We start from the raw sequence: 17,769 nt of genomic DNA, 5'->3' as shown, positions 1-17,769 counted from the left end.
TACGGTCACGGACTTCCCTTCTCGCGAGCTGATCGTGCGGCCCGGTCCGCCGACCGGGCTGTGCGTATCGACCGTACGAAATGCCCGTTACACCGAGGTCACGCGTGCGGATCACGGGCCGTAACACGCGACACACTTCGACCGGATCGGCACTGTGAGGTACGGGGCGGGAGGGGGGAGGCGGGAGCGATGGCACCGCAATGCCAGGCATTGACGCGACGCTACCTTCAATTCATTGGGTCGATTAGCCTGAAAGTCGACATGCTGATGGTTCGCGGGGGGGGCGGCCCGGATTGCCAGGTGCCGGTCGCAGGTGACATCGACTCCGGCGACCGCGGCATGAAGATCTCGACGCGCCCTGCCCCTTCGAGGCCGCACTGCCCGGCGCCCCCGCACCGGCGCTCTGCCGGTTGTCCACACGGCCGAGCGCCGTAAGGAGCCGCCGGACCACAGCCTTGACAGGCCCCTGCGCGGGGAGAAACCTGGTCTTTCCGGCGATTGCCAGAGTTCGGGGGAAACGGGGGAAACATGGTGGGGTACACGTCTACGCGCGTGACGCACGGGATACCGGATCCCGGCGCAGCACCCGGATCGGCTCAGCACTCCGCACCCATATTTCGCGCTCCGTCCGGCCGCACGACGCCGTTCCGCGCCACGACAGGCCAACGCCTCCATCGCGCAGCGGCGATCGGCGCCACCCTGACCCTCGCGCTGTCCCTCGCCGCCTGCTCCTCGGACGCCGACAGCGGCGGCGGCCGCCCGGTGGCCGCCGCGCCCCCCGCCACCTCCCCGACACCGACCGCCGACCCCGACCGCTACCGCGGCGCACTGACCGCCGCCCTCGGACCGCTGAACAACGCCCTACGCACGGTCGACGACGCACGGGACGGCAAGCCGCTGAATACCGCGCTCGACGTCGCGGCGACGAAGGCCGACGCCGCCGCCGACGCCCTGGACACCGCCGAGACGCCGGACGACGCCATGACGGGCAACGGCCAACTCGCCGCCTCGCTCCGCGCATTGGGCCAGGACCTGCGGAGCGCCCGCGGCGACGGCAGCCGCTGCGCCACCTCGCCGCGCGTCGAGTTGAGGTCCGCCGAGAGCCCGGAGAACGCCGAGGAAGCGGCGCGCGCGCTCACCGCCCTCGGCTACGACGCCCGGCTCCGGCTGCCGCGCACGGAAGAGGCCAGACACCGGCGCCTCGCCAACGGCGCCTTCGTCCGCGACGGCAGCCGGGGCGGTCTGGGCCGCCTCACGGTCAAGAACGGCACCAGCAGCGACGCGGTGGTGACACTGACCCGCAGCGGGCGGACGGCGTTCTCGGTGTACGTCCGCAAGAGCTCCGAAGCGACCGTACGCAGCGTCAACAGCGGCTCGTACACGGTGTACTTCACCACCGGCGAGGACTGGAACGGCGGCAAGCGGTCCTTCACCCGCGAGTGCAGCTTCGAGAAGTTCGACGACCAGGCGAACTTCCGGACGATCCGGGTCGCGGGCGGCACCCAGTACACGGTGCTGACCTTCAGCCTGAACAAGGTCGCCGGCGGTAACGCCTCCACCAGCCAGGTGCCGCCGGGGGACTTCCCCTCGTAGCGCGCCGGACGGACACCACGGCCCCTGAGCGCCGAGGTCGTCGCGGAGGTCGGGGGCGGGCTTGAGCAGCCGTCCCCGACACCTCCCGCCGCCGAAGCCTCTGTATCGTGACGCCCCGTGGGCGACAGCACGTTGTGGACTCTGGCGATCGCGGCGCTGACCGGCGGCACCGCGGTCCTCGCCAGCTGGGTGACCAGCCGCGGCAGCACCCGGGCCGCCACGATCCAGGCCGAGATCGCCGCCGCCTCCTCACGCGCCGAGCGGCTGCGCGAGAGCCGGCGTACCGCCTACCTGGACCTCATCGAACAGACCCACCGCATCGGCGAGTTGTACTGGGAGATCTCGGCCGCGCTCCGCCTTCCCGGCTCCGACTCCCGTACGGAGAGCCTCCGCGTGCTGCACGACCGGGAAGTCGCCGAATACGCGAAGATCCGCCGCTGCGCGCGCGTCGTCGAACTGGAGGGCCCGCCCACCGCCGCGGCCGCCGCGCACTCCCTGCAGAAGGCGACCGGCCCCTTCTATGAGGCGCTCAAGGCCGAGCTGACCGGCGCCCCGGACGCCCACCCCGATTTCGACGCGGCGTACAGCCCCTTCTGGGAGGCGCTGGAGAACTTCGTGGACGCGGCGCGCGACGCCCACCAGACCGACTGAGCGCCCCCTACAGCTGCCGCCGGAAAACCGGTCAGCCCAACGAGGTTGCCCGCTGGTGCAGTACGCCTGGAACGGCGCGCAGCAGCAACTGGAGCACTGAACCCCGGCCGACTGCCCGCCCGGCCCCGAGCCGCCGCGTCAGGTGAACTCTTCGGCTCGCGCCAGGGGCAGCAGCTCCCGGATGTCATGGGGCAAGGAGTGGCTCAGCTTCTCCATCAGCTCCGGTGAGAGCGCGGCGTCCAGCACCTCGAAGACCGCCGTCGCCTCCTGGAGGGCGGCTTCCTCCGAGACCCCGCCGCGCCAGGCGACACGGCCCGCGAAGATCGTCAGGTCGAAGCGCTCGCCCCCGCTCGGCCGGCCCTCGGCGGGAGAGTGTTCCTCCGATACCCGCAGCATCGGCTCTGCTATCTCGTGCGGCAGTTGTGCGGCCAAATGCTGTGCCAGGCCGGCCGGCACCCGCTCCGCCACCGTCTCCAGCGTCGCCCGTACTGCTCGTTCCGCCCTCCCCCGGTCCGGGAGCGCGGCGCGCGCCTGCACCAGACCGAGCAACTCGTCATGCTGCATGATCCTGTCTCCGTTCCCGAAGAGGGGCGGCGCCGGGAACGTCGCCGGTCCCTCCGCTCCGCTGGCCGGCAGCCGCTGCCACGCGGCCCTCGTACGTGCACCGGGCGGGTTTCCCCTGCGCCTCGGCCGAAACCGCTGCCGGCGCCCGAATGACCGGATGCCGTCGCCCGCCCGGCGAAGGACGTCCTGCCCGGCGGGGCGTGGCAGCCGGGCTCGCCCGCCGCCGGCCTCCCGCCGAAAATCTTGATGCCCCACCCGACGTGCGCGGCCAGGTCCGCCGCCCCTCCGCGAACGCCTCGCGGAGGGGGCGTGACGATCTGCGTGAACGGGCCCATGACGACGCTCCGTCAGACAAAGCTGTACGCGGGCAGAGGGCCGCGGAGCCGGAAGGCGAAGTCCTCGCCCAGCTCTGCGGCCAGTTCCTTCTCGGCGGAGACGAAATTCTCCGCGCGGCCGCCTTCCACCAAGAAGGACACCGTAAGGAAGTCCGCTCCGGTCGGCTGCGAGACACGCTCCTCGCGGGCCAACCGGCCGAGAGCGCCGATGACTTCCGTCGCCTGCTTGTCCTGGCGTGCCCGCACCTCTCGGGCGATCAGTTCCCCGAGGGCGACCGGCAGGTCGGGGCGGCCGCGGCCGCTCTTGATCTCCTCGTTGAGCCCGCGCGCCTCCTCGGAGTCCAGCAGGATCTGACGCAGCAGCGACTCCTCGTCCTGGGTGGCCTTCAGGTGGTATTCGGCGCAGCCCTGCAGAACACGCAGCCGGGTGGTGTACTTCTCCGCGCGCTCCTCCAACGCCGCCCTTACGGCGTCGTCGTCCGCTGCGGTGAGGCCGAACTGCAGTGGCAGGAGCGTGCCGTCGGCCATCAGCCGTTCCTGGACGGCCTGGTGGGCGGCGAGGTCGCGGCGCTTGGGACGCAGGCCCTCCGGCGTGTCACTGACGACCGCGGCGAGCTTCCCACTCCGCACGGTGCGGAGGGTGGAAGGCTGGTCGCCTACCCCGTCGAGGTCGTCCAGACGCTGCGGATGCGTGGTCGCGACGATCGAGTAGACATACACGACCATGGCTGTTCCTTCACTCGCCGACGAAGTCGGTCAGCTGGGAGGGGGCTTGGCGCCCGGCCTCCGGGTCGAGGCGATTGCAGGCCGCTGCCAGGCGCAGGTAGGTGCCCACGTTCGCGCCGGCGGTGCGGGCGTCGATCTTGAGCAGCTCGGTGCCCACCAAGGACACACGCACGAACACGTCGATGACCAGGCCACGATCGAGAATCAGATCCAGGATGTCGTGGAGATTCCCGGTTCCGGCGCCCCCGCCCCGCGACATCGTTCCTCCGCTGTGCGGCACCACAGTCACACTGCCTCCTTCCTCGGCTCACCACGCCTCGGCGGAGGTGGCCCTCTCTCTCGCCCTGCGGACGACGGTCCGGTGGGCTCCCCAGGCCGTCACCTGTCACGATTGATCCGGCCTCGTGTGCAGCGGCGGGGTGCGTTCGTAGGGGACCCGCCCCAGGAGTTCCTGGAGTCGTCCGGCCGCGCGCGCATGGCCCGCGGTTCCGAAACGCGGCAAGATCCACGCTCACATGGCTCTCTCGCAGGCTGCTGACCCGCACGCCCCAGCTGCGTTCGGCGGTCTGCTTGCCGGTTCTGCGCCGGCCACGGTCCGGGTCGCCCTCTTCGCTTGCGGCCATGTTCTCTCTCCGATATCGGAGGCGACATGCTGCCCGCGCCCTCTCCCAAGAGGCGCTTTTCACGCATATACGACACTACATGACACAAGACCCCAAATGGCGTACAGCGATGCGTAACCCACCCAGCGCGACCGCGCCCCCTCAACCCCCGGAGCGGCGTTGCACCGACAGCGTCGGGACCCGGACACGGGGGCGGCGACAGCCGCCCGCGGCCCTCTCGACGCCGGCACCGAGCGGGCCGCGTCGACGACCTACCCCACCGCCGGGCGCGAGGCGGGCACTGCATCGCAGGTCACGGAGCCCCCGCGGAGCGGACGCCGGCCGCCGCCCGCGCGCGGTGACGACTTTGTGCCACGGGTGGGCAGGGCCCTGTGCCACGGGGGTCGGACACGGGATATCTTGATGTCGAGCAATGTTGCAGACGTGGAGCGGAGCACCGGTGACTGACTCGACCATCATCTATACGCACACCGACGAGGCCCCGGCCCTGGCGACGTATTCGTTCCTGCCTGTGATCGAGGCGTACGCCTCGACGGCCGGGGTGAGCGTGGAGAGCCGCGATATCTCCCTTGCGGGACGGATCATCGCCGGCTTCCCCGAGCGTCTTGAGCCGGGCCAGCGCGTCGATGACGCGCTCGCCGAGCTCGGCGAGCTGGCGAAGACGCCCGGTGCGAACATCATCAAGCTGCCGAACATCTCGGCGTCCATCCCGCAGCTGAAGGCGGCCATCGCCGAGCTGCAGGAGCAGGGCTACGCGCTGCCCGACTACCCGGACGACCCGAAGACCGACGAGGAGAAGGACGTCCGCGCGCGCTACGACAAGGTCAAGGGCAGCGCGGTCAACCCCGTCCTGCGCGAGGGCAACTCCGACCGCCGCGCCCCCGCCTCGGTGAAGAACTACGCCAAGGCGCACCCGCACCGCATGGGCGCCTGGACGGCCGACTCGAAGACCAACGTCGCGCACATGGACACCGACGACTTCCGCTCCACCGAGAAGTCCGCGATCGTCCCCGAGGACGGCTCGCTGCGGATCGAGCTGGTGGGCGACGACGGCAGCACCACCGTCCTGCGCGAGTCGGTACCCGTCCTGGCGGGCGAGGTCGTCGACGGCTCCGTCATGCGGGTCGCGGTGCTGCGTGAGTTCCTCACCGCGCAGATCGCCCGCGCCAAGGCCGAGGGCGTGCTGTTCTCGGTGCACCTGAAGGCCACGATGATGAAGGTCTCGGACCCGATCATCTTCGGCCATGTCGTGCGGGCCTTCTTCCCCAAGACCTTCGCCGCGCACGGCGAGGCGCTCGCCGCGGCCGGCCTGACCCCGAACGACGGGCTCGGCGGCATCCTCAAGGGCCTGGAGTCGCTGCCCGAGGGTCCGAAGATCAAGGCGTCCTTCGAGGCGGAGCTCGCCGAGGGCCCCGAGCTGGCGATGGTCGACTCCGACCGCGGCATCACCAACCTGCACGTCCCGAGTGACGTCATCGTCGACGCCTCCATGCCGGCGATGATCCGCACCTCCGGCCACATGTGGGGCCCGGACGGCGGCGAGGCCGACACCCTCGCCGTCATCCCCGACAGCAGCTACGCCGGCATCTACCAGGTCGTCATCGACGACTGCCGCGCCAACGGCGCCTACGACCCGTCGACGATGGGCTCGGTGCCCAACGTCGGCCTCATGGCGCAGAAGGCCGAGGAGTACGGCAGCCACGACAAGACCTTCGAGATCCCCACCACCGGTACGGTGCGGGTCGTCGACGGCAACGGCAACGCCGTGCTGGAGCACGTGGTCGGCGCGGGCGACATCTGGCGCATGTGCCAGACGAAGGACCTGCCGATCAGGGACTGGGTCAAGCTCGCCGTCTCCCGGGCCCGCGCGACCGGCAACCCGGCCGTGTTCTGGCTCGACGAGGGCCGCGCGCACGACGCGAGCCTCATCGAGAAGGTCAAGACCTACCTCCCCGAGCACGACACCGACGGCCTGCAGATCGAGATCATGGCACCGTCCGACGCGATCGCGTTCTCGCTGGAGCGTATTCGCCGCGGCGAGGACACCATCTCGGTCACCGGCAACGTCCTGCGTGACTACCTGACCGACCTGTTCCCGATCCTTGAGCTCGGCACCAGCGCCAAGATGCTCTCGATCGTCCCGCTCATGAACGGCGGCGGACTGTTCGAGACCGGCGCCGGCGGCTCCGCGCCCAAGCACGTGCAGCAGCTCGTCAAGGAGAACTACCTGCGCTGGGACAGCCTGGGCGAGTTCCTGGCCCTGGCCGTGAGCTTCGAGCACCTCGCGCAGACCACGGACAACGCGCGTGCCCAGATCCTCGCCGACACCCTCGACCGCGCGACTGCCACCTTCCTGGAGGAGGACAAGTCGCCGAGCCGGAAGCTGGGCGGCATCGACAACCGCGGCAGCCACTTCTACCTGGCGCTCTACTGGGCGCAGGAGCTGGCGAAGCAGACCGAGGACGCACCCCTCGCGGAGGCGTTCGCGGCCCTGGCCAAGACGCTGAAGGAGCAGGAGCAGACGATCGTCGACGAGCTGATCGCGGTCCAGGGCTCCCCGGCCGACATCGGCGGCTACTACCACCCCGCCGCGTCCAAGGCCGCCGCCGTCATGCGCGCGTCGAAGACCTTCAGCCAGGCCCTTAAGAACCTCGGCTGACAAGGCGACCGCGGAGGGAGGGGCCCCAGAGGTGCGGTCATCGCCCCGAAGTGATCCCCGCTGCCCCCTGGGGCCCCTCACCTCCGCAGCAGCTCCGCCCCGGCAGGCACGCACCCGCCGGGGCGGAGCTGTGTCCGCAAGCGCACACCCCGCAGGGCGCACCCACGCACCCATCGCCACGAATCACCACAACTCCACCTCTGTGCCCACGAAGCTACCCCTGCGCCGCGCCGGTGTGACATGGCGCCCGATCACGGCATCCCTCCCGGGCGATACCGATTGAATGATCGAAAAAGCAGGGCGATAGCATATGAGCACCGCCTAGCTCGAAAGATAAACCTGTGACTGTCAATGACGACTCGTTCACCAACTGGAAAAACCGCGAGGAGATCGCGGAGTCGATGATCCCGATCATCGGGAAGCTGCACCGGGAGCGGGACGTCACGGTCCTGCTCCACAGCCGCTCCCTGGTGAACAAGTCGGTGGTCAGCATCCTCAAGACCCACCGGTTCGCCCGCCAGATAGCCGGCGCGGAACTCTCGGTCACCGAGACGCTGCCGTTCCTGCAGGCTCTCACCACGCTCGATCTCGGCCCGTCCCAGATCGACATCGGCATGCTCGCCGCGACGTACAAGACCGACGACCGCGGTCTGTCCGTGGCCGAGTTCACCGCCGACGCCGTCGACGGCGCCACGGGTGCCGACAAGATCGAGCGCCGCGAGCCCCGCGACGTCGTCCTCTACGGCTTCGGCCGCATCGGCCGCCTCGTCGCCCGCCTGCTGATCGAGAAGGCCGGCTCCGGCAACGGCCTGCGGCTGCGCGCCGTCGTCGTCCGCCAGGGCGGCGAGCAGGATCTCGTCAAGCGCGCCTCCCTGCTGCGCCGCGACTCCATCCACGGCCAGTTCCAGGGCACGATCACCGTCGACGAGGCGAACAGCACGATCATCGCCAACGGCAACGAGATCAAGGTCATCTACGCCAACGACCCGTCCGAGGTCGACTACACGGCGTACGGCCTCAAGTACGCCATCCTCATCGACAACACCGGTAAGTGGCGCGACCGCGAGGGCCTGTCGAAGCACCTCCGCCCCGGCATCGACAAGGTCGTCCTGACCGCACCGGGCAAGGGCGACGTTCCCAACATCGTCCACGGCGTCAACCACGACACCATCAAGCCGGACGAGCAGATCCTCTCCTGCGCGTCCTGCACCACCAACGCGATCGTCCCGCCGCTGAAGGCGATGGCGGACGAGTACGGTGTCCTGCGCGGTCACGTGGAGACCGTCCACTCGTTCACCAACGACCAGAACCTGCTGGACAACTACCACAACTCCGACCGCCGCGGCCGCTCGGCGCCGCTCAACATGGTCCTCACCGAGACCGGCGCCGCCTCCGCCGTCGCCAAGGCGCTGCCCGACCTCAAGGCCCGGATCACCGGCAGCTCGATCCGCGTCCCGGTGCCGAACGTCTCGATCGCGATCCTCAACCTCCGGCTCGCGCGCGAGACCACCCGCGAGGAGGTCCTCGACTACCTCCGCGACGTGTCGCTGGCCTCGCCGCTGAAGCGCCAGATCGACTTCATCAGCGCCCCTGACGCGGTCTCCAGCGACTTCATCGGCTCGCGCCACGCCTCGATCATCGACGCCGGCGCCACCAAGGTCGAGGGCGACGACGCCATCCTCTACCTCTGGTACGACAACGAGTTCGGCTACTCCTGCCAGGTCATCCGCGTCGTGCAGCACGTCTCCGGGGTGGAGTACCCGACCTACCCGGCCCCCGCGGTCTGATCACGGCGGACCACTGATCCGGCGCCCGGCAGGCGGGGCGGCGGTGGGCGACATCCAGGTGCCGATCGGCATCCGATGCACCCCACCGCCGCCCGCCGGCCGGGCGCCGGCGTACTCCCCCGCACGAGCGGCCGCACCCCGTCCCTGAAGCCACGCCGAAAGCACCACGCCGCACCGCCGGTAACTCCCCGGCACTCGTTGAGCCCTGCCTCGTACACGGCAATCACCCTTCGGCACGGGGACGACAAAACCCGGCGGTCGCCTACCATGATGGGGCTTCTCTCTGGTGAGAGAAGATCGGCGGTCAGCGTGTTATTAGCCCTTCCGCGCTGGCCGTCACCCTTGCCCGCCGGCCGGGCCTCACCTCGCACTTGAGCCACGCCGGTATGCCGGTACGAGCGGCGCCACCATCCTTGGACCGCCCCGGACTTCCCCAGCCCATTCCTCAAATTCCGCTGCGCGCCTGCCATTTCGACACGCATGCCCGGCGCCCGGGTGCCAGACCTCTCCGCTGCACCCGCACAGAGGCCGCTCCAGCAACGAGCCGGCCACGTTGCGATCACGGGCCCTCCTGCGAAGACAAGGCCGGCAACACTCCAAATGATTCAAGGCGGTGGGCAAATGGGTGACGGTGCACCGGTTCCCGTGACCGCTCCGAGGAGATTCCCGTTGCCCGCTGGGAGGGAACAGCGAACGGCCCTGTGTGCCGACGTCGGGAACACCTCTTCTCGATGACGGGGCAGCGGCCTGTCGCGACCATGCCGGCAATGTCGTCCGACGCGGATCGGAGGAGAGAGATGCGGTGCGTCGTCGGAGTCGGGGAACGCCGGCGGGCCGCGCAGCGGGGCCCGTCACATTCCTGCCGCACGCCTCCGCCGTAGTCGGCACACGGCGCTCAGGGCATGGCGCCGGCAGTCGCCTCTGTTCTCCGCTCAAGACAGCAGCAAAAAGTCAGAACATAGTCAGATTTCCATACAGGTAATGAAGGGCTGAGGGTTTTATGCGCAAGCTTCAGCAGGTCGCGCTCATCGTCGCAGCGGCCGGCGGTCTGTCCGCCACCGGCGCCGGCGTGGGCATCGCCGACGCTCCCGTCGGGTACAACGGGGTCGCCCCGCAGGCGGCTGCTCCGCAGGCCGCGCCCCAGGCAACCGCCTGGACCGCTTCGCAGGCCACCTCGCACGCTTACGGATCGGGTGCCACTCCGCAGCAGGCCGCCCCCCAGGCCGCCCCCGCGCCTGCCGCCGCCCCGCAGCAGGCCCCTCAGGTCAGTCCGCAGCTCAACCCGCAGCTCAACCCGCAGCTCTCCCCCATGGTCTCGCAGGTCGTGCCGCAGTCCGCTCCGCAGGAGCAGAACAACTCCTTCCGCCCGTACCAGGAGTGCAGCCCGCAGTCCGTGCTCGACGCCAACGTCCCGGTCGGCCTGCTCGCCGCCCCTTCGACCCAGGGCTTCTCCTGCACCCAGGCCAACAGCCAGGCCAACGCCTTCGCCACTGCCAGGTAAGGCAGCTGAACTCGCCGGCGAGGCAACCGTGGCCCTTCGGGGGACTCCTCGAAGGGCCCGCTTTCCGTCTGCGGCATGCCCGAGTGCGCTCCGAGTCGCGCCGCCGAACAGGTGGTTCCGCGCAGCACGCTGCGACTGTTTCCGCTTGTGGAAGCCCTGAACTACGGGGATTCCCAGGCGGCTTCCGACTTCTCGCCCGCGTATCCCGGCGCGTCGCGCGCGGTTACGGGAGACCAACCAATAACCTCCCAAATTGTACGAAGTCAGTACATCACAGCCACTTCGCTTCAATCCTCGGAGGAGAAATGCGTAAGCTCCACAAGGCCGCTGTCGTGGTCGCCGCCCTCGGTAGCCTCGGTTTCATGGGCGCGGGCACCGCGTTCGCCGGTGGCCCCGGCGGCGACTTCGACATCAAGCAGAGCACGTCGTGCAAGTCGCACGACCTGAACGTCGACGTCCTCGGTGAGGTCGGGATCCTCAACGGCCTGCTGGGCAACGCGCTCAACGGCGAGGGTGACCCGGGCGCCCAGTCCACTCACCTGGGCTCGAGCATGGGCTGCAACAACAAGGCATTCTGATCCACGGGTAGTCCCGTAGATCACTGAAGGGGTCCCGGCGCCCGACCAACAAGGGTCGCGCCGGGGCCCCTTTCCCCTTGCCCTGATTCCCTTGACCCGTCAGGGAAGCGGGGTGAAGTGTCGGATTCCCGTTGCTGATCCGCTCACTTGGCCCCACTGCCACATTTCGCAGAAAATGTGATGAGCACTTCGCAGTCGGCTGGTGCGTGACGCCAACTGCTCCGAAAATATCTGCGCCGAACAGATTCTCCTTCGCGCTTCTCGACTCGCTTCGCCCACTGCACGGTGCCGGTGCGCACAATGAAGGCCAACGCACCCGCCCCGGACAGCCGCACAGGCACCCGCTCGCCGAACTGCCGCGTGCTCACGGGCCTTCCCGAGAGCCCCGAGCGACGCCGGCTTGAGCAGCCTGCAACTCACGCACCGTCGAGGCGCATACCACCCGGATCGGAATGCCCCGACGCCGGAGTTTCGTCCACGCGAGCGCACGCAACCGCGGTCGACTGCGGCACAGCTGGGGATTCGACCCACAGGCACACACATCGCGTCTTGGCGGACGCGTCTCGACCAACACTCCAAATGATTCATGGCGATGAGCAAATGGGTGACGGTGCACCGGTTCCCGTGACTGTGCCAGGGGGATTCCCGTTGCCCGCTGGGAGGGAAGAGCGAACGACCCTCTGGGTCGACGTCCCGGATTCTCTCCCTTGGTGACGGGACAGCGGTCTGCGGCGACCACGCGGGCAATGTTGTCCGACGCGAATCGGAGGAGGGGTGCGGTGCGTAGTCGGATTCGGGGGCGTTGGCGGACTGCGCAGCGGATCCCATCGCATTCCTGCCGGACGCTTCCGCCGTGGTGGGCGCGCGGTGCGCAGGGCGCGTAGCCCGCGAGCGTCTCTTTAGTGCACTCAAGACAGCACTACGTAGTCAGATTTCCATACAGGTAATGAAGGGCCGAGGGTTTTATGCGCAAGCTTCAACGGGCCGCGCTCATCGTCGCAGCGGCAGGCGGTCTTTCCGCCATCGGTGTCGGCGTGAGCCACGCCGATTCTCCCAGCGGGTACAACGGTGGCGCCCCGCAGGCGACTGCTCCACAGCAGGAGGCTCCGCAGGCTCCGGCTCCTCAGCAGTACGCCCCGCCGCAGCAGCAGGCCCCCCAGGCTCCCGCGCCGCAGCAGTACGCGCCGCAGCCGGCCCCCCAGGCTCCGGCTCCCCAGCAGTACGCGCCGCAGCCGGCCCCCCAGGCCCCCGCGCCGCAGCAGTACGCGCCGCAGCCGGCCCCCCAGGCCCCCGCGCCGCAGCAGCAGTACGCCCCCCAGGCCACTGCGGGAGCCGCTTCGCAGGGCGCTTCGCAGGCTTCCGCGCAGCCGCCGGCTCCCCAGCAGTACGCGCCGCAGCCGGCCCCGCAGGCCCCCGCGCCGCAGCAGCCCGCCCCCCAGGCCAACGCCTGGGCGGCATCGCACGGCGCTGCGCAGGCTTCCGCGCAGCCGTCGGCTCCGCAGCAGGCCGCCCCCCAGGCTCCGGCTCCGCAACAGCAGTCCCCGCAGGTCGTCCCGCAGGTGGCCCCGCAGGCAGCCCCGCAGGTGACCCCCATGGTCGCGCCGCAGGTCGCCGTCCCGCAGGCCGTCCAGCCGCAGAACCTCCCGCAGGCTGCGCCGCAGGTCAACCCCCAGGTCAACCCGCAGGTCAACCCTCTGATCAACCCGCTGATCTCCCCTGGAGTCCCCCAGGTCTCCCCGGTCGGGCTCGGACGGCTGGCGGCCTCTCCGGTGGGACAGCTGGACCTGCCCCGGATGGCCTGACCGCTCCAGCACGGCCCGGTGGGTTCACCGGACCGCAGCACCAGCGGCGTTGGGCTCCCCAGCAGCCGCGGGGCCTCGTACACGGAGCTCTCGCGGCAGCAAGCACATCGACCACCTTCACAACGAATCCCTCGATCACCGGAGAATGAAATGCGCAAGCTTTACAAGGCCGTTGTCCTGGCCGCCGCCATCGGCAGCGCCGGTGCGCTCGGCGTCGGCACCGCCTCCGCCCACGGCGAGCCGGGCCACGACTTCGACGTCCGGCAGGGCTCCGAGTGCCGTTCGCACGACATGAACATCGACGTGCTCGGCGCGGTCGGGGTTCTCAACGGCGTGCTCGGCAACGCGCTCAACGGCGAAGGCAACCCCGGCGCGCAGCCCACCAGCCTGGGCTCGAAGATGAGCTGCGAGAACCACGCCTTCTGAGCAAGTAGTCACGCAGGGAACCGAAATGAGTCCCGGCGCCGCGCCTCAGGCCCGGCGCCGGGACTCATTCTTGCCCGCGCTTCGGCCCCAGGCCGAGGAGATGATTGGCACCAGCCGCGCGAGCCGGACGACGGCCTGCCAACCCCAGACATGCGCAGACCGCCATCAACCCCGCCGGAGGCCGGGCTGTTGGCAACATCGATGCCTGTTCACGCCCTAGGTGAATACAGCGCCGCGAGAGGTAGCTGAGCTACTGGCCACCCAATCCCCTGGCCGGGCCCTTAGTTGCGGCGTATATACCCGCAGAATCCCCGGAGTTGTGCCGTCAGCGTGACCGATGCCGGCGACCTTCGAGCTGCAACCCTTCTGCCCTTCCTGCCACACGTCGCGGTCGCCGAACCCGCAACCACCCCGGTCGGCCGGAAACCGGGTGCGGATTGTCGATGCGGTGGTGTGTGATCGGGCGCATGACGATTGTGTTGGGCAAGCCGGGAGTGGACGGGTTGAGCGCGGCTGTGAGCGTGCTGCGGGAGTGGCAGCACGAGGGGGCGCCGATGCAATTGCATCCGGGGGACCTGGGCTGGTTCTGGCGGTTCGGTGCGGAAGCGACCGCCGCGGCGGTCAGGACGTGGAGCCGGGACGGAGAGATTCTCGCCGTCGGGCTGCTGGACGGTCCCGGGCTGTTGCGGCTCACGATCGCGCCAGACGCTCAGCAGGAGGAGGAACTGGCGCAGCAGTTGGTTGAAGACCTGACCGAGCCGGAGCGCGGCGTACTGCCCGAGGGCAAGGTGAACGTCGAGGCGCCTATGGGTGCACTGGTCCATGATCTGCTGTTCGAGTACGGCTGGAATGCCGACGAGCCGTGGACTCCGCTGCGCCGCGACCTCTCGGATCCGGTGAAGGACCCAGGCGTGCGGATCGAGGTGGTCGGGCCGGAGCAGGCGCACGTGCTTGCCACCGTACTTCGGGCAGCGTTCGACCGGTCGAGCTTCACGGACGAGCGCTGGCACACGATGGCGGCCGGGTTGCCGTACGCCGACGCCCGGTGTCTGGTCGCGTACGACGGCCGGGGCAACGCGGTGGCGGCGGTGACGGTGTGGTCGGCCGGCCCTGGCAGGCCCGGATTGCTCGAACCGATGGGCGTGCACCGGGAACATCGCCGTCACGGCTACGGCGAGGCGATCACCGTCGCCGCAGCGGCCGCACTCCAGGAGCTGGGCTCGTCGAGCGCGATCGTCTGCACCCCGAGCTCCAACGTAGGCGCCGTCGCCACCTACACCTCAGCCGGCTTCCAGCAACGCCCCGAGGTCCGGGACCAACACCGGGACGCCTAGCGCCTTCCGGGTGTGACGCCCCGCCGAAACTGGCCTTGAACGGTGCCGACCCTCTCTCAGGCATCCGCGGTCACTCCTAACGGCAAGCCAAACGGTGGATGGCTGGACCGGGATGATCCCGGTCCAGCCATCCACCGTTCGAGAGGATGCTCACCGCTGTGGTCACGATGTGCAGGAGACAGCCGTGGACACCGTGCAGGTCACCTGCCCGGACCTACAGAAGGCTCAACTCGTCGCTGGGCTCAACGCATGTGAGGACTAACGTCCTTCGGTCCCTGGCGCCTGGTTGGAGCAGTGCATGGCCGGACCGAGCTGCGTGCTCCCAGGGTTCAGCAGGCCGCGTACGGGCACTTCCAAGGGGTTCGTCGGCATGCAGCTCTGGACCTGGCTGATTCGGTATCTGCTGTCCTCATTCGCGAGGTCGGCGCCCCCCGGGGGACACATCGCACTGCCCTGGACGGACGAGGCGCAGAGGCTGGACGCTTCCGCCGCGTACGCCTGGGGGGCGACGGCGCCGGTTACGGCGAGGCCGCCCAGGAGCGCTGTGACGGCTGCGATCTTCTTCCGACTGAACATGTGCTGCGTTCCTTTGTGATCGATACCCGGGAGCCGGGCACCGCGAACGGGCCCGCGCCCGGACCAATGAGAAAGCGGGTTCTGGTGCCCGAGCTTGCGCCCCGGGCACCAGAACCCCTTCCGATTACTTGCTTACTTGCTGAAGGCGCTGTTGCTGCAGCCCATCCCCGAACCGATCGGGGAGGTCTTCTGCGATCCCGCGTCGCCCTCACCGTTGAGCGCGTTGCCGAGCACGCCGTTGAGGACGCCGACCTCGCCGAGAACGTCGACGTTCAGGTCGTGCGACTTACAGTTGGCGTCCTGGCCGATACCGACGTGGCGGCCGTGCTCGTCACCGGCGTACGAGGTGCCGGCACCGAGGAAGCCGAGGCTGCCGAGGGCGACCGCTACGACAGCGGCCTTCTGAAGCTTGCGCATTTCTCCTCCGAGGAGTGTGCAGACGCGAAACGAAGTTGATCTACTTCGTGCAGTTGCGGAGGTTATTGCGACAAGCTCCGACAGTCGCTGAGTGACGCGCCGGGTGCTTTCGCTGTCACGAACGGGCAGCCACCTGCCAGCAGTCCCATATCCCGGGAATGCTGGGGCTGCAACGGCATCAGGCGTCTGCGGCAAACCACCCGTTCGGCCGCTCACGTGCGGCGATCATTCGGGCGTACCCGCAGACCAACGGGCCCTCCAGGGGGACCATCACCCCCGAAGGGCCCGAGGCGATCGTCGGGTGCGGCTGTCCCGGCGACTTAGCGGGAGAAGGCGTGGTTGAACTGGCCGCAGGTGGTACCCCAGGTCTGCGGGACGGCGAGAACACCGAGCGGCAGGTTGTTCTCAACCACCGTCTGCGGGCTGCACTCCTGGTACGGGCGGTACAGGTCGTTCACCTGCGTTCCGCCGTGGGCATAGGCAGTGCCGACGCCGGCACCGATGGCGGACAGACCGCCGGCCGCTGCGGCGACGATCGCGACCTGCTGAAGCTTGCGCATGGAACCCTCGGTCCTTCGTTACCTTGCATGGACACCTGATTGCCAGGTGTGATCGCCCGGACACTAGCAGTAGTCATCGCGCGGGTTCCACTCCGTTGCGCGGTCTGTGTCGACCCTCGACAGACTCCTTTCGCCGGTCCGTACGCCGCCATTCCGTGGCGCCCGATCGGTCGACACGAAGCCTGAGCGAGAGGGGAGTTCGGGAGGTTCGACATGAGTACCAGAAGGTCTCGACGGTCAACTCAGCGCTATTCAGGCGGTCATGGGCTCGCACGCTCGCTGAGGCCGTTCCCCGAAAGGCCGATTGACTGCCCGAGGGATCGGGAACTGAATGCGGTCACCAAGGCCCTCTTGGGCGAAGGACGCAACCTCGGACCAGCGCCCGTCAACTCGGCGTAACTCACCACGCCGTGCGTCAACTCGCGTTTACATTATCGACGAACGTCCCCCGCGGCGGCGAAAACGTCATACAGCTAACGAGAACCGAACCGGCAGGCCGCGTGAAGCCGTCCCGTGCGTTTATCTGCCTTACGGCGCCCCGTCCGGGCGGAATCCGTTGTCCCGCACGACAGATGTTCGACCTTGCGCACCACGAGGCCCTCCGCAAGCGGACCGCCGGCGAGCGCCGAGGCCCGCCCAAGCCCGCCGAACGGCGATCCTTCGTGGCCCGGGACTGAAGTGCACCTGGGGCACACCGTTCAGGCTTCACACAGCAGTTGTTGAGGTTGCGCGCAACCATTGACGCCACCCCAGAGACAAACGGGTGACTGTCCACCAACTGCCGTGACCAGACCGGGGGGACACCTCGTTGCCCCACAGGGAGTGGCGACTGCGTTCGTCACGGCTACGTCCCCAATTTCGCCAAGGGGTCTACCCCGCGGCCCTCAGCGGCAGTTATCGCAGTCAGGGGACATGCCATAGAGCCTCATGGGACACCTTCCGGCACCACAGGGGAGTGATGAAATCGGTCGTCCGCGCCGACGCGGCCAAAGCGCGCCGCAGTGGCGCCGTCGAAGATCTGCGAGAGAAGGCCCTCTCTCGCAGTCCCGACACGATGCGCGATACAGGGTGAAATCCACGATGGCTACTTTTTGCCTGCCTATATTCACCCTCAGTAGTTGCACCTGTCAGCGTCATTCACCCGCAGTGAAGGATCAAGAGTTCCATGCGCAAAATTCAACGAGTGGCCATCATCGTCGCAGCGGTCGGCTGTCTGTCCAGCCTCGGCGCCGGCGTCAGCTTCGCTGACGAGGCCGGTGCCGGCCCGCAGGTAACTGCGTGGGCCGTCACGCAGTCCGCCGCAGGGGCTTCTGCACAGGGTGCCCCCCAGGCTCAGGCTCCGCAGGCGCAGGCTCCCCAGGCGCAGGCCCCGCAGGCTCAGGCTCCGCAGGCCGCACCCCAGCCTGCCCCCCAGGCCCAGGCCCCGCAGGCTCAGGCTCCGCAGGCCGCACCGCAGCCTGCCCCCCAGGCCCAGGCTCCTCAGGCCGCACCCCAGCCCGCGCCGCAGGCTGCCCCCCAGCCGGCTCCGCAGGCTCAGGCGCCGCAGGCTCAGGCTCCGCAGGCCGCACCGCAGCCTGCCCCCCAGGCCCAGGCTCCTCAGGCCGCACCCCAGCCCGCGCCGCAGGCTGCCCCCCAGC

The 17,769-nt window shown here is 69.2% G+C and carries 14 protein-coding genes and 2 pseudogenes; 10 read left to right on the top strand and 6 right to left on the bottom strand.

What is annotated here, in order from left to right:
* Nucleotides 1-552 precede the first annotated feature (552 nt).
* Nucleotides 553-1,593 (top strand): hypothetical protein, encoded by a 1,041-nt coding sequence (locus ACH4FH_RS06150; RefSeq protein ID WP_398554541.1) that lies wholly within the window; start codon nucleotides 553-555, stop codon nucleotides 1,591-1,593.
* A gap of 117 nt (nucleotides 1,594-1,710) precedes the next feature.
* Nucleotides 1,711-2,244, top strand: a complete 534-nt coding sequence (locus ACH4FH_RS06145; RefSeq protein ID WP_398554540.1) for a hypothetical protein — start codon at nucleotides 1,711-1,713, stop codon at nucleotides 2,242-2,244.
* Between the two features lie 138 nt (nucleotides 2,245-2,382).
* Here the strand turns inward: ACH4FH_RS06145 and ACH4FH_RS06140 are convergent, their stop codons facing one another.
* The 3 genes and pseudogenes from ACH4FH_RS06140 to gvpJ form a co-directional block, all read right to left on the bottom strand.
* Nucleotides 2,383-2,808: a DUF2267 domain-containing protein gene (locus ACH4FH_RS06140; RefSeq protein WP_398554539.1), complete on the bottom strand. Its 426-nt coding sequence runs from the start codon at nucleotides 2,806-2,808 to the stop codon at nucleotides 2,383-2,385.
* 347 nt (nucleotides 2,809-3,155) lie between these two features.
* Complete coding sequence (locus tag ACH4FH_RS06135; RefSeq protein ID WP_398554538.1) at nucleotides 3,156-3,869, bottom strand: GvpL/GvpF family gas vesicle protein; 714 nt, start codon at nucleotides 3,867-3,869, stop codon at nucleotides 3,156-3,158.
* A gap of 13 nt (nucleotides 3,870-3,882) precedes the next feature.
* Nucleotides 3,883-4,158: pseudogene (gene gvpJ / locus ACH4FH_RS06130) on the bottom strand (gas vesicle protein GvpJ); the annotation flags it as partial.
* A gap of 773 nt (nucleotides 4,159-4,931) precedes the next feature.
* Here gvpJ and ACH4FH_RS06125 point away from each other — a divergent pair.
* The 7 genes from ACH4FH_RS06125 to ACH4FH_RS06095 all read left to right on the top strand — a co-directional run bounded on the left by ACH4FH_RS06125 (nucleotide 4,932) and on the right by ACH4FH_RS06095 (nucleotide 14,579).
* A complete protein-coding gene (locus ACH4FH_RS06125) occupies nucleotides 4,932-7,151 on the top strand; it encodes an NADP-dependent isocitrate dehydrogenase (protein WP_398554537.1) in 2,220 nt (739 codons plus the stop codon).
* A 341-nt stretch (nucleotides 7,152-7,492) separates the two neighbouring features.
* Nucleotides 7,493-8,938, top strand: coding sequence for a glyceraldehyde-3-phosphate dehydrogenase (locus tag ACH4FH_RS06120; RefSeq protein WP_398554536.1), 1,446 nt, complete (start codon nucleotides 7,493-7,495; stop codon nucleotides 8,936-8,938).
* A gap of 1,000 nt (nucleotides 8,939-9,938) precedes the next feature.
* A complete protein-coding gene (locus ACH4FH_RS06115) occupies nucleotides 9,939-10,439 on the top strand; it encodes a hypothetical protein (RefSeq protein ID WP_398554535.1) in 501 nt (166 codons plus the stop codon).
* Between the two features lie 305 nt (nucleotides 10,440-10,744).
* Nucleotides 10,745-11,017 carry a hypothetical protein gene (locus tag ACH4FH_RS06110; protein ID WP_398554534.1) on the top strand — a complete coding sequence of 91 codons (273 nt, stop codon included), beginning with the start codon at nucleotides 10,745-10,747 and terminating at the stop codon, nucleotides 11,015-11,017.
* 965 nt (nucleotides 11,018-11,982) lie between these two features.
* On the top strand, nucleotides 11,983-12,819 hold the full coding sequence (locus tag ACH4FH_RS06105) for a hypothetical protein (RefSeq protein WP_398554533.1): 837 nt from the start codon (nucleotides 11,983-11,985) through the stop codon (nucleotides 12,817-12,819).
* Nucleotides 12,820-12,969: 150 nt separating this feature from the next.
* Nucleotides 12,970-13,245, top strand: coding sequence for a hypothetical protein (locus tag ACH4FH_RS06100; RefSeq protein WP_398554532.1), 276 nt, complete (start codon nucleotides 12,970-12,972; stop codon nucleotides 13,243-13,245).
* Nucleotides 13,246-13,712: 467 nt separating this feature from the next.
* Nucleotides 13,713-14,579: a GNAT family N-acetyltransferase gene (locus ACH4FH_RS06095; protein WP_398554531.1), complete on the top strand. Its 867-nt coding sequence runs from the start codon at nucleotides 13,713-13,715 to the stop codon at nucleotides 14,577-14,579.
* Nucleotides 14,580-14,837: 258 nt separating this feature from the next.
* On the opposite strand, the gene ACH4FH_RS06090 is transcribed toward ACH4FH_RS06095, so the two are convergent.
* The 3 genes from ACH4FH_RS06090 to ACH4FH_RS06080 all read right to left on the bottom strand — a co-directional run bounded on the left by ACH4FH_RS06090 (nucleotide 14,838) and on the right by ACH4FH_RS06080 (nucleotide 16,132).
* Complete coding sequence (locus ACH4FH_RS06090) at nucleotides 14,838-15,155, bottom strand: hypothetical protein (protein ID WP_398554530.1); 318 nt, start codon at nucleotides 15,153-15,155, stop codon at nucleotides 14,838-14,840.
* Nucleotides 15,156-15,287: 132 nt separating this feature from the next.
* The gene (locus tag ACH4FH_RS06085; protein ID WP_398554529.1) at nucleotides 15,288-15,572 is read right to left on the bottom strand and encodes a hypothetical protein; all 285 of its coding nucleotides are present in this window, start codon (nucleotides 15,570-15,572) and stop codon (nucleotides 15,288-15,290) included.
* A 320-nt stretch (nucleotides 15,573-15,892) separates the two neighbouring features.
* Nucleotides 15,893-16,132: a hypothetical protein gene (locus ACH4FH_RS06080; RefSeq protein ID WP_393893444.1), complete on the bottom strand. Its 240-nt coding sequence runs from the start codon at nucleotides 16,130-16,132 to the stop codon at nucleotides 15,893-15,895.
* Between the two features lie 1,165 nt (nucleotides 16,133-17,297).
* Between ACH4FH_RS06080 and ACH4FH_RS06075 the strand changes: the two are divergent.
* Nucleotides 17,298-17,769: pseudogene (locus tag ACH4FH_RS06075) on the top strand (hypothetical protein); the annotation flags it as partial.

The sequence above is a fragment of the Streptomyces sp. NPDC017993 genome (assembly GCF_044328065.1).
Classification (GTDB): Bacteria; Actinomycetota; Actinomycetes; order Streptomycetales; family Streptomycetaceae; genus Streptomyces.
The sequence above is the reverse complement of the archived record's forward strand: the minus strand, read 5'-3'. Positions and strand labels throughout refer to the sequence as shown.